Genomic DNA, 11,853 nt, shown 5'->3' with positions numbered 1-11,853 from the left:
AGCGGGCGGGGCCGTCCGAGTGGACTACGACGTGATGTTTCACTCGTCATCACTCTGGAGGAGCCGCAAATGGTACGTTTTTTTCTTTCGGAATACTCGCGGGTTTTTCCCCTTCGTTTATTCGGACGTACTGCTCAGATCATGCAGGCCCTGGCTGCCGCGATGACCGCCGCGATCTTGTTGTTGACGCCCAGTTTCTGAATCGCATTGTGTATGTGGAAATTTACGGTGCGTTCAGAGAGGTACAGGATCCTGGATATTTCGTATGCCGTCTTTCCGTCGGCTGACAGCTTCAATATCTCGAGTTCGCGTGTCGACAAAACAGGGCACGAATGGGGTATGCGCGAAGGCAGATTTTGAGCGACAAGTCCATGCAGTTGTTGGCTGATAAACATCGCATAGCCCAGGTTTTCATATAGCTCATAGGGCGTGATGGGGCTGTCGCTTCTGGCCAGGCTCAACATGCTGCAGAGCCCTTTGTCGTCGTGAAACGATTGTGACCAGCCATGCTGCAAACCCAGTTTTTTTTGTGCTTGCCACAGTCCTGGTGCTTTCGAGTAGATCTTCTCTTCCCATAGAATTGGCAGCGTTGAACGTTTGCAATGAGCCAGTATCGGATCTTCATCGCTGAAATGACTTTGTGCATATTTCACGTTCCACTCGCTTGGGTAATTGTTGAGATTTACCCTCTCGAAGTGCGGTCCTCGCGAATGTGAGGTTATTGAAAAGGCACAGAATTTAAAGCCAAGATCTTGAACGAGATTAAGTGACATCCCGTATGCAGACTCAACATTCCGTGCGTTCGATATCTGCCTTAATTGTGAATCCTTCCACATTTCCATCGGTTGAACTCCATGTGGGTTTCTCAGGGGGTGCACATTGGATCCGAAATCCAGCACGCTCCGAGTGTAGGACCATTCCTACACTTACGCTGCAATTTTTTTGCTCTTGAAAAGTCCGGAAAATACATAACTGGTTCTTAGCCCGCAAAGGCGAAGTTATATGGGGTTCATCCTTCAATCATTACAATTTAGTTATGTAGTTACTGGTTAGTAGCCATTTTAAAATGCAGAGAGTGCAGGCGAAATAATGGCCTTTTATCTAAAGCCACTACAAATCACCGGTGTTTCCAGCGCTCGATTTGCGGGACACTGGGTCATCTGTTGAATGGAGCACCTCATGACTGCCAGTGCAGAAAAATTCACTCGCCAGACCCTGACCGATGTTCAGCCATTGACCCCCAACCTGTTCACGTTGCGGGCCACCAGAGACCCTGGCTTTCGTTTTCGGGCGGGGCAATTCGCCCGGCTGGGCGTGACGAGAGCCGACGGCAGCACCGTGTGGCGCGCCTATTCAATGGTCTCTTCGCCCTATGACGAATTCCTTGAGTTCTTTTCCATTGTCGTGCCGGGCGGTGAGTTCACCAGTGAACTGAGTCGACTGGAGGTCGGCGATACGCTGCTGGTCGACCGTCAGGCTTTCGGTTACCTGACGCTGGATCGTTTCGTCGATGGACGTGATCTCTGGCTGTTATCCACAGGCACTGGCGTGGCGCCGTTTCTGTCGATCCTGCAGGACTTCGAGGTGTGGGAGAAATTTGAGCGGATCATCCTCGTCTACAGCGTACGTGAGGCCCGCGAGCTGGCTTATCAGGAGCTGATCGCAGGGCTGACGCAACGCGACTATCTGGCGGAATACGCGCACAAGTTGCAGTTCATTGCGACCGTCACGCGTGAACAGCACCCCGGCGCCCTGAACGGGCGAATCACCACGCTGATCGAAAATGGCGAACTGGAGCGGGTGGCAGGCGTCGAGCTTACGTCCGAGCACTCGCGGGTCATGCTCTGCGGCAATCCACAGATGATCGATGACACACGCAAGCTGCTCAAACAGCGCGACATGCACCTGAGCCTCAGTCGACGACCCGGCCAGGTGGCGGTGGAAAACTTCTGGTAAAAAAAACGGCGCCCTGCAGGCGCCGTTTTTCTGCATGCAACCAGCCTTCAGGGCTGATTGTTCTGGGCTTTGAGCAGGTCACGGATCTCGCTCAACAGCTCTTCTTCCTTGGTTGGAACCGGCGGCAAGGTTGGCGCGACGGCCTCTTCGCGTTTCAGACGGTTGATGGCTTTGACGCCCATGAAGATCGCAAAAGCGACGATGATGAAGTCGATCAGGCTCTGGATGAACTTGCCGTAAGCCAGCACCACCGCCGGGATATCGCCGTTGGCTGCCTTGAGGGTAACGGCCAGGTCACTGAAGTCCACCCCACCGATCAACAGGCCGATTGGCGGCATTACCACGTCGCCGACAAACGATGAAACGATCTTGCCGAATGCAGCGCCAATGATGATACCGACGGCCATGTCGACCACGTTACCTTTGACCGCGAAGGCCTTGAACTCACTTATCACGCCCATAGGTTATTTCCTTGTTACAGATGAGGTTGGTGAACGCAGTGTAAATCAGCAAATCCGCTCATGCTCGAAACGCCTTCTTACAATGCCCGTGTTTATCGACACATTTGCAGGCATTTAGTTTTCAAAGTGCCACCAATCGCGCGGGAACTACGCGCTAACAAGCTGATTAGCCACACAATTTTCTGAATCATCGCATTGCGTTCTTTCTATTTATGTTCTGCGGCCAGGGCCTCTAGCCTCTGGGTAGCGCACTTGGAGTGCGCCTTGAAAACAGAGGAACCTGATATGACTTCGACCATTGGCCTCGGGGCTTTTCCCCATCGGCGTACCCTTGGCGTGTTAACCGCCAGCCTGCTGTCCTTCTCCGTCCACGCAGCGACCCTGACCCGCGATAACGGTGCTGCCGTCGGCGACAACCAGAATTCGCAAACCGCCGGTGCCAACGGCCCGGTGCTGCTTCAGGACGTGCAACTGATCCAGAAACTCCAACGCTTTGACCGCGAACGAATTCCCGAGCGCGTCGTGCATGCCCGCGGCACCGGAGCCAACGGCACCTTCACGGTGACGGACGACCTGAGTGACCTGACCAAAGCCAAGGTGTTCTCTGGCGGTCAAAGCACCCCGGTGTTTGTGCGTTTCTCGGCGGTCGTCCATGGCAACCATTCGCCAGAAACCCTGCGTGATCCCCGTGGCTTTGCCACCAAGTTCTACACGGCGGACGGCAACTGGGACCTGGTCGGCAACAATTTCCCGACCTTCTTCATTCGTGATGCCATCAAATTCCCGGACATGGTCCACGCCTTCAAGCCGGACCCGCGTACCAACCTGGACGATGATGCCCGCCGCTTCGATTTCTTCTCTCATGTCCCAGAGGCCACCCGCACCCTGACCGAGTTGTATTCCAATGCCGGTACACCGGCCAGTTATCGGGAAATGGACGGTAACGGTGTTCATGCTTACAAGTTGGTGAATGCCAAGGGTGAAGTTCACTACGTGAAGTTTCACTGGAAAAGTCTGCAGGGGATTAATAACCTCGATCCAAAAGCAGTTACCAATGTTCAAGGTCAAGACTACAGTCATATGACTAATGATTTGGTGTCTCATATTAACAAGGGTAAGTTTCCGAAATGGGACTTGTACGTCCAGGTATTAAATCCTCAAGATTTGTACAAGTTTGATTTCGATCCATTGGACGCCACCAAAATCTGGCCCGGAGTTCCTGAGCGAAAAGTTGGACAAATGGTGTTGAACCGTAACCCGGCAAATGTCTTCCAGGAAACGGAACAAGTTGCCATGGCACCGGCCAATCTTGTTCCAGGTATCGAGCCTTCCGAAGATCGCTTATTACAGGGGCGGGTGTTCTCTTATGCCGATACTCAACTGTATCGCCTGGGCGCGAATGCACTGCAATTGCCGATCAATGCACCCAAGATCGCCGTGAACAACGGTAACCAGGATGGCGCGATGAACATCGGCCACAGCAGCAGCGGTGTGAATTATCAGCCGAGCCGTTTGCTGCCGCGTGACGAGCCGCAAACTGCGCGTTACAGCCAGTCGGTCCTGTCGGGCAGCACGCAGCAAGCGAAAATCCAGCGAGAGCAGAACTTCAAGCAGGCCGGGGATCTGTACCGCTCGTTCAGCAAGAAAGAACGCAAGGACTTGATCGAGAGCTTCGGCGGCTCACTGGCCACCACCGATGACGAGAGCAAGCACATCATCCTGTCCTTCCTTTATAAGGCCGACCCGGAATACGGGAGCGGCGTGACCAAGGTGGCCAAGGGGGATCTGAGCCGGGTCAAGGCACTGGCGGCCAAGCTGGCCGACTGATCGCGTTTGCCTGAGAAGCGGGGCCTCTGACGAGGTCCCGTCAGACCAAGGAGTTTGCCATGCGTTTTTGTCTATCGATGTTTCTGGCGTGCGTGTCGTACAGCGTATTCGGCGGGCCGGCCGAAGATCCCGCAACGCTGAAGGTTCAACTACAGGATTACTACTTCGACGCCGCTCGCCGTGGCGATGTGCCGATGCTCGATACGTTCATTGAGGCCGGTTACTCCCTCGATACCCGCGACAGCAAGGGTTACACCGCGCTGATTCTAGCGGCCTATCACGGCCAGACAGCCGCCGTGGACCGTTTGCTCGCGGCCGGGGCCGATGCCTGCGCTCAGGACCAGCGCGGCAACACCGCCCTGATGGGCGCTATTTTCAAGGGCGAAATCCAGATCGCCAAAACCCTGTTGGCCGCTCATTGCAGTCCCGACCAACGTAACGGCGCCGGCCAGACCGCTGCGATGTACGCCGGCCTGTTCAAACGGGTCGAATTGCTGGATGAGCTCAAGGCCAAGGGCGCCGACCTTAATGCTGAAGATCCGTTGGGCAACAGCGCCGCGCGTCTGGCCAAGGGTGAAATCCGCACAGCGGCGCCGCGCTGATCCGCGTCAGCTGAGCTATCATCGCGGTTTTTGCCGGGAGTTCAGATGGCCAAGGCCAAGCGCATGTACGGCTGCACCGAGTGCGGCTCAACCTTCCCCAAGTGGGCCGGCCAGTGCGGCGAGTGTGGGGCCTGGAACACGTTGACCGAAACCATGGTCGAGAGCGGCGGTGCCGCGCCACCCAGCGGTCGCACCGGCTGGACCGGCCAACAGGCGCAGATCAAGACCCTGGCCGAAGTCAGCGTCGAAGAGATTCCGCGCTTCTCCACCGCGTCCAGCGAGCTCGATCGAGTGTTGGGCGGTGGCCTGGTGGATGGTTCGGTGGTGCTGATCGGCGGTGATCCGGGCATCGGCAAGTCGACCATTCTCCTGCAAACCTTGTGCAACCTCGCCAAAGTCATGCCCGCGCTGTATGTCACCGGCGAAGAATCCCAGCAGCAAGTGGCCATGCGCGCCCGCCGTCTCGGTTTGCCTCAGGACCAGCTGCGGGTGATGACTGAAACCTGCATCGAAACCATCATTGCCACCGCTCGGGTCGAAAAACCCAAGGTCATGGTGATCGACTCGATCCAGACGATCTTTACCGAACAGTTGCAATCGGCACCGGGCGGCGTGTCGCAGGTCCGGGAAAGTGCGGCGTTGCTGGTGCGTTATGCCAAGCAGAGCGGCACCGCGATTTTCCTCGTCGGCCACGTGACAAAAGAAGGCGCCTTGGCCGGACCGCGCGTGCTGGAGCACATGGTCGATACGGTGCTGTATTTCGAAGGCGAATCCGATGGGCGCTTGCGATTGCTGCGTGCGGTGAAAAACCGTTTCGGTGCCGTCAACGAACTGGGCGTGTTCGGCATGACCGACAAGGGCCTGAAAGAAGTCTCCAACCCGTCAGCGATTTTTCTCACCCGTGCCCAGGAAGAAGTCCCGGGCAGTGTGGTCATGGCGACGTGGGAAGGGACGCGGCCGATGCTGGTGGAAGTCCAGGCGCTGGTGGATGACAGCCATCTGGCGAACCCGCGCCGGGTCACGCTGGGGCTGGATCAGAATCGCCTGGCGATGTTGCTGGCGGTGCTGCACCGTCACGGCGGGATTCCGACTCACGACCAGGACGTGTTCCTCAACGTGGTCGGCGGGGTGAAGGTGCTGGAAACGGCCTCCGACCTGGCGTTGATGGCGGCGGTCATGTCCAGTTTGCGCAACCGCCCGCTGCCGCATGATTTGCTGGTGTTTGGCGAGGTTGGGCTGTCGGGCGAAGTACGCCCGGTGCCGAGTGGCCAGGAACGCCTGAAGGAAGCGGCCAAGCACGGCTTCAAACGCGCCATCGTGCCCAAGGGCAATGCGCCCAAGGAAGCGCCGCCGGGGTTGCAGATTATTGCCGTGACCCGCCTGGAACAGGCCCTCGATGCCCTGTTCGAATAACCTTTCAGATAGAACACAAACCTCGTGGGAGCGGGCTTGCTCGCGAAGGCGGACTGACATTCAATAATGATGTTGTCCGACACACCGCCTTCGCGAGCAAGCCCGCTCCCACATATGGATTAGTGTTGGGCTTCAGATTTCGATCAAGGCGCCCAATTCGCGCTCCAGTTCCTCGGGATCTCCCAAGTTCAACTCGATCAACCGCCGCAAGCGTTCAATCGATTCCAGGCTGATGTGCTTGCAGACAAACCCGAGTTGACCATGGTCATCGTGGTTCAACATCACATCCATCTTGATCTCGACATCCTCGGTCAGATGAACATCGACCAGGAAATGCCAGTCTGGATTACCCAGCCACGGCTCGGGCTTCTCGATCAGCAGCCCCTTGAGTGACAGGTCAATCAGCTTCACCGGCCAGATGAATTCCCCCTGGCTCAATTCGGTTTTGGCATCGAACGCAATTCGTTTGAAGCGGCGGCGATCGGCAGGGTGTTCGCTCATGGCGCAATCCTCTGAATGTCCGCTGACTATAGACCCGCCTTGTTAAAGCTTGCCAGCAAAGTGATGGCTCTCGACCTATGTCGGGTATGGCCTTTGCCGTCAGGCGAGCTAAACTCGGGGTGGCTGTCTTTCTTGTCCACTCTGGCTGGAATCATAAAATGAAAAATAATAATAGCCTGCTACGCCATCTACCCTGGCTGCTGCTGGCAATCGTAGGGGCGTGCGCCCTTGGTGTCGTGGCATTGCGCCGAGGTGAGGCGATCAACGCCTTGTGGATTGTGGTCGCGGCCGTGGCCATTTATCTGGTTGCCTACCGCTACTACAGTCTGTTCATCGCCAACAATGTGATGCAACTCGACCCGCGACGGGCCACTCCCGCCGTGCTCAACAATGATGGTCTGGACTACGTCCCTACCAACAAACACATCCTCTTCGGTCACCACTTCGCCGCCATCGCGGGCGCGGGTCCGCTGGTCGGTCCGGTGTTGGCCGCACAGATGGGTTATCTGCCCGGTACGCTGTGGCTGATTGCCGGTGTGGTGCTGGCCGGTGCGGTTCAGGACTTCATGGTCCTGTTCATGTCCACCCGCCGCAACGGCCGTTCCCTGGGCGACATGGTCCGTGAAGAAATGGGCCGTATCCCCGGGACCATTGCGCTGTTCGGCTGCTTCCTGATCATGATCATCATCCTCGCGGTGCTGGCGCTGATCGTCGTGAAAGCCCTGGCCGAAAGCCCATGGGGGATTTTCACGGTAATGGCGACCATCCCGATCGCGATGTTCATGGGCATTTACATGCGCTACATCCGCCCGGGCCGCATTGGTGAAATCTCCGTGGTCGGCGTGTTGCTGCTGCTCGGTTCGATCTGGCTGGGCGGGCAGATTGCCGCTGATCCGGTCTGGGCCAAGGCGTTCAGCTTCACTGGTGTGCAGATTACGTGGATGTTGGTTGGTTACGGTTTCGTGGCCGCCTCGCTGCCGGTCTGGCTTATTCTGGCGCCGCGTGACTACCTGTCGACCTTCCTGAAAATCGGCACCATCGTGGCGCTGGCGATCGGCATTCTGGTCACTATGCCCGAGCTGAAAATGCCGGCATTGACCCAGTTCGTCGACGGCACCGGCCCTGTGTGGAAGGGCGGTCTGTTCCCGTTCCTGTTCATCACCATTGCCTGTGGCGCGGTCTCCGGTTTCCACGCGCTGATCTCCTCCGGCACCACGCCAAAACTGCTGGATAACGAAGTCAACGCCCGTTACATCGGTTACGGCGCCATGCTGATGGAATCCTTCGTGGCCATCATGGCGATGGTCGCTGCTTCGGTGATCGAGCCAGGCGTGTACTTCGCCATGAACAGCCCGGCGGCAGTCGTCGGTGGTGATGTGGTGGCCGTGGCTCAAACCGTCAGCAGTTGGGGCTTTGCAATTACCCCCGAAGCGCTGCAAGCAGTGGCCAAGGACATCGGTGAAACCACTATCCTGGCCCGTGCCGGCGGTGCGCCGACCCTGGCGGTCGGTATTGCGCAGATCCTGCACAGTGTCCTGCCGGGTGAAAACACCATGGCGTTCTGGTACCACTTCGCGATCCTGTTCGAAGCGCTGTTCATCCTGACCGCCGTCGACGCCGGCACCCGTGCCGGACGTTTCATGCTCCAGGACTTGCTCGGCTCCTTCGTGCCGGCGCTGAAACGCACCGAATCCTGGACCGCCAACCTGATCGCAACTGCCGGTTGTGTGGCGATGTGGGGCTGGTTGCTGTACCAGGGCGTGATTGATCCACTGGGCGGCATCAACACGTTGTGGCCATTGTTCGGTATCTCCAACCAGATGCTGGCCGGTATCGCACTGATGCTCGGCACCGTCGTGCTGATCAAAATGAAACGCCAACGCTATGTCTGGGTAACCATGCTGCCAGCGGTCTGGCTTCTGGTCTGCACCACCACCGCGGGCTTCATCAAGCTGTTCGACGCCAACCCGGCGATCGGCTTCCTGTCGCTGGCGAAAAAATACAGCGATGCGCTGGCCAACGGTCAGATCCTCGCCCCGGCCAAGGACATCACTCAAATGCAGCACGTGATTTTCAACGCTTATACCAACGCAACGCTCACCGCGCTGTTCCTGTTCGTGGTCTTCAGCATCCTGTTCTATGCGCTCAAGGTCGGTATTTCCGCCTGGGGCAGCAAAGAACGTACGGATAAAGAAGCACCGTTCCAGGTGCTGCCGGATGCGTAATCGAGGAATGCACGATGTTCAATGACCTGAGTCGCCTCGGTAAATACCTCGGTCAGGCCGCGCGCCTGATGGTCGGCATGCCCGACTACGACAACTACGTCGAGCATATGCAAACCAAACACCCGGACAAACCGGTGATGACTTACGAGATGTTCTTCAGGGAACGTCAGGAAGCGCGTTACGGTGGCAAGGGTGGGCCGAAGTGCTGTTGACCCGGTTGTCGGGTTAACAGCAATCCCTGTGGGAGCTAGCCTGCTAGCGATGGCGGCTGAACATTCAACATCACTGTTGATTGACAGTCCGCCATCGCTAGCAGGCTAGCTCCCACATTTGTTTTTGTGTTGCTTTCTAATTTTGTGAAACAGGAGACTCCCGTTGTCCTCTCCCATCCCCGTCACGATCCTCAGCGGCTTCCTCGGTGCCGGCAAGACCACGCTGCTGCGCCACCTGCTCAAAGCCGAACACGGCCTGAAAATCGCCGTGATCGAGAACGAATTCAGCGACGCCGGTATCGACACCCAGCTGTTGGGCGACGAACCCGTGCAAGTGATGACGCTGTCCAACGGCTGCGTCTGCTGCACCATCCACACCGACCTGACCAAGGCCTTGTACCTGCTGCTCGAACGCCTGGACAGCGGCGAAATCGCCTTCGATCGCCTGGTGATCGAATGCACCGGCCTGGCCGATCCTGCACCGGTCGCACAAACCTTTTTTATCGATGAGGAGCTGCGCGAGCGCTACATTCTCGACGGCATCATCACCCTGGTGGACGCGGCGCATGCCGACACTCACCTGACCCAGACCATCGCCCAGGCACAGATCGGTTTTGCCGACCGCTTGCTGATCAGCAAGCGCGATCTGGTGGACGAAGCGACGTTTACCGCGCTGAGCGAGCGCCTGACCCGCATCAACCGTCACGCGCCGATTCGCGTGGTCGAACACGGCAAGATCGACCTGGCCGAACTGCTCGACGTGCGCGGTTTCAACCTGAATGCCGACCTCGGCGGCATCAGCCTGCGCCCAGTGGGCAAGGCACCGTCCATCGACCGGATTTCCAGCCTGGTGCTGCGCACGGACCAGCCGCTGGATATCGACAAGCTCAGCGAGTTCATGAACCAACTGCTGGAAGACCATGGCAAGCAATTGCTGCGCTACAAAGGCGTGTTGAACATCGTTGGCGAGCCGCGGCGGATGGTGTTTCAAGGGGTACTGAAGTTGTACGGGTTCGACTGGGACACCGAATGGGCGGACGGCGAGGCGCGGGAAAGCGTGATTGTGTTTATTGCCGATGATTTGCCGGAAGAGAAGATTCGAGAAGGGTTTGCGCGGGTGGCTGCGGACTAAAATAAAAGATTTTCAGTGAATCTTATGCCGTCATCGCGAGCAGGCTCGCTCCCACAGGGGAATGCATTCCAAATGTGGGAGCGAGCCTGCTCGCGATAGCGATCTAACCGGCAACACGATTCAGGCTGGATCTTGATCCTGAGTTCAGCAGTGTTTCCTCAAGGTGGTCCAGATGCTGGCTTAGCAGCGTTTCGGCCATGACTGAATCGCCACGCTCCACTGCTTCCAGAACTCCTTGATGTAACTGCCACCCGCAATCACCCTCTACCTGCGCATCAAACTGCGCGATCGCCAACGAAGTCAGCGGCACCAGACTGCCCAGAAAATGCGCCAACGGCGCATTTCCCGCCATCTCCGCCAACTGCAAATGAAACTCCCCCGACAACCGAATCGCCGGCCCACGCGCCGTACAGCTGCGTTCGCTATCAATCAGGGCACACAGGCGATTCAAGTCTTGCGCACGGGGTTGCCGGCAAGCCAGTCGCACCAACGTCATCTCGGTCAGCCGCCGGGCATGCAACGTCTGGCGGGTCTGCTCGACATCAAGCGTGGCAACGCGAGGCCGGTGGTTCGGGCGAAGGACGATGATCTTCTGATGGGACAGGTGCGTCAGCACGCCACGAATATCACTGCGTCGAGCGCTGAACATCTGTGCCAGGCTTTCTTCGGTAAAGCGGCTGGACGCAGTGAGGCGCTGTTCGAGAATGGCGTCGAAGAGCCGCGAGTAGAGATCGTCCGCCCGCGCTGGAAAGGGCAGGGCAGTGAGTGTCTGCGGTGAAGCGAAGCTGTTCATGGCCTGTCTCCAGTTCGAAGAAGTTTTAGCTGCCGAGGTTGTCGTCCGGAATATTCAGTTCGATGCCCATCCGCTGGCCTTCCCGAAGGATGTGCCGACGCATCTCGGCGCTGGCCTGGGCGCTGTTTTTGCTGCGGATCGCCCGCACCACGGCTTCGTTCTCTTCGAGACGTTCTGCCAGATGTTCCGGCGAATTGCGCAGCACCTCGGCGCTTTGCTTGAGGGCGTTGCTGGTTTGCTGCACCACGCTCTGGAAGATCGGGTTCGAGGTCAGGGTGAACAGCTCCTCGTGGAACGCGATATAGGCGTTGACCCCAGCCTCGCTGTCGTTGGCCTCCAGCGCTTCGCGCATGTCCATCAGGGTCAGGCGCAGTTGCCCGACTTCCTTGCTGCTGATCGATTGTGCGACCAGGCCGACGATAAATGGCTCAAGCGTGTAGCGCAGTTGCAAGACATCTTCCAGGCTCGCGCCGGCGACTGCGCTGTCGTGGCTTTGGCTGTCGCTGAGGTGGGCGTCCAGCACCACCACGCCTTTGCCGGGCATCGAGCGCACCAGGCCGAGGGTTTCCAGGACGATCACCGCTTCACGCAGGCTCGGGCGGCTGATGCCCAGTTGTTCGGCCAGTTCACGCTGCCCCGGCAGCATTTCGCCGGAGCGCCACTGACCACGGGCCAAAGCGGCCCGGAGTTTTTCTACGACTGAGTTCACAACGGTCGACGAGGTAATCACT

At 57.9% G+C, this 11,853-nt stretch carries 12 protein-coding genes; 7 read left to right on the top strand and 5 right to left on the bottom strand.

Features of this window, described 5'->3' with window-relative positions:
• Positions 1–134: 134 nt before the first annotated feature.
• Positions 135–842 carry a LuxR family transcriptional regulator gene (locus DJ564_RS28350; protein ID WP_109635016.1) on the bottom strand — a complete coding sequence of 236 codons (708 nt, stop codon included), beginning with the start codon at positions 840–842 and terminating at the stop codon, positions 135–137.
• 337 nt (positions 843–1,179) lie between these two features.
• Here DJ564_RS28350 and DJ564_RS28345 point away from each other — a divergent pair, with 337 nt between their 5' ends.
• Entirely contained in the window at positions 1,180–1,956 is a 777-nt protein-coding gene (locus DJ564_RS28345; RefSeq protein ID WP_109635014.1) for a ferredoxin--NADP reductase, read from the top strand.
• 47 nt (positions 1,957–2,003) lie between these two features.
• Here the strand turns inward: DJ564_RS28345 and mscL are convergent, their stop codons facing one another.
• A complete protein-coding gene (gene mscL / locus DJ564_RS28340; RefSeq protein WP_010467482.1) occupies positions 2,004–2,417 on the bottom strand; it encodes a large-conductance mechanosensitive channel protein MscL in 414 nt (137 codons plus the stop codon).
• Positions 2,418–2,702: 285 nt separating this feature from the next.
• Between mscL and katB the strand changes: the two genes are divergently transcribed.
• The 3 genes from katB to radA are packed head-to-tail and all read left to right on the top strand — an operon-like array spanning position 2,703 to position 6,259.
• Positions 2,703–4,244 carry a catalase KatB gene (gene katB, locus DJ564_RS28335; RefSeq protein WP_109635012.1) on the top strand — a complete coding sequence of 514 codons (1,542 nt, stop codon included), beginning with the start codon at positions 2,703–2,705 and terminating at the stop codon, positions 4,242–4,244.
• 59 nt (positions 4,245–4,303) lie between these two features.
• Positions 4,304–4,846 carry an ankyrin repeat domain-containing protein gene (locus DJ564_RS28330; protein ID WP_109635010.1) on the top strand — a complete coding sequence of 181 codons (543 nt, stop codon included), beginning with the start codon at positions 4,304–4,306 and terminating at the stop codon, positions 4,844–4,846.
• Positions 4,847–4,891: 45 nt separating this feature from the next.
• Positions 4,892–6,259, top strand: a complete 1,368-nt coding sequence (gene radA / locus DJ564_RS28325) for a DNA repair protein RadA (RefSeq protein WP_109635008.1) — start codon at positions 4,892–4,894, stop codon at positions 6,257–6,259.
• Between the two features lie 132 nt (positions 6,260–6,391).
• Here the strand turns inward: radA and DJ564_RS28320 are convergent, their stop codons facing one another.
• On the bottom strand, positions 6,392–6,760 hold the full coding sequence (locus DJ564_RS28320; RefSeq protein WP_109635007.1) for a PilZ domain-containing protein: 369 nt from the start codon (positions 6,758–6,760) through the stop codon (positions 6,392–6,394).
• A 158-nt stretch (positions 6,761–6,918) separates the two neighbouring features.
• On the opposite strand from DJ564_RS28320, the gene DJ564_RS28315 reads away from it, so the two are divergent.
• From DJ564_RS28315 to yjiA, 3 genes are all read left to right on the top strand, one after another.
• On the top strand, positions 6,919–8,985 hold the full coding sequence (locus tag DJ564_RS28315; RefSeq protein WP_109635005.1) for a carbon starvation CstA family protein: 2,067 nt from the start codon (positions 6,919–6,921) through the stop codon (positions 8,983–8,985).
• Positions 8,986–8,999: 14 nt separating this feature from the next.
• Positions 9,000–9,197 carry a YbdD/YjiX family protein gene (locus tag DJ564_RS28310; protein WP_008154232.1) on the top strand — a complete coding sequence of 66 codons (198 nt, stop codon included), beginning with the start codon at positions 9,000–9,002 and terminating at the stop codon, positions 9,195–9,197.
• A gap of 163 nt (positions 9,198–9,360) precedes the next feature.
• Positions 9,361–10,329, top strand: coding sequence for a GTPase (gene yjiA / locus DJ564_RS28305; protein WP_109635003.1), 969 nt, complete (start codon positions 9,361–9,363; stop codon positions 10,327–10,329).
• Between the two features lie 103 nt (positions 10,330–10,432).
• On the opposite strand, the gene DJ564_RS28300 is transcribed toward yjiA, so the two are convergent.
• Positions 10,433–11,122 carry a GntR family transcriptional regulator gene (locus DJ564_RS28300; RefSeq protein WP_109635001.1) on the bottom strand — a complete coding sequence of 230 codons (690 nt, stop codon included), beginning with the start codon at positions 11,120–11,122 and terminating at the stop codon, positions 10,433–10,435.
• A gap of 25 nt (positions 11,123–11,147) precedes the next feature.
• Positions 11,148–11,852 (bottom strand): FadR/GntR family transcriptional regulator, encoded by a 705-nt coding sequence (locus DJ564_RS28295; protein ID WP_109634999.1) that lies wholly within the window; start codon positions 11,850–11,852, stop codon positions 11,148–11,150.
• Position 11,853: the final 1 nt, after the last annotated feature.

The organism is Pseudomonas sp. 31-12 (genome assembly GCF_003151075.1).
In the GTDB taxonomy this organism is placed as follows: domain Bacteria; phylum Pseudomonadota; class Gammaproteobacteria; order Pseudomonadales; family Pseudomonadaceae; genus Aquipseudomonas.
This window is presented reverse-complemented; position numbering and strand designations above follow the sequence as displayed.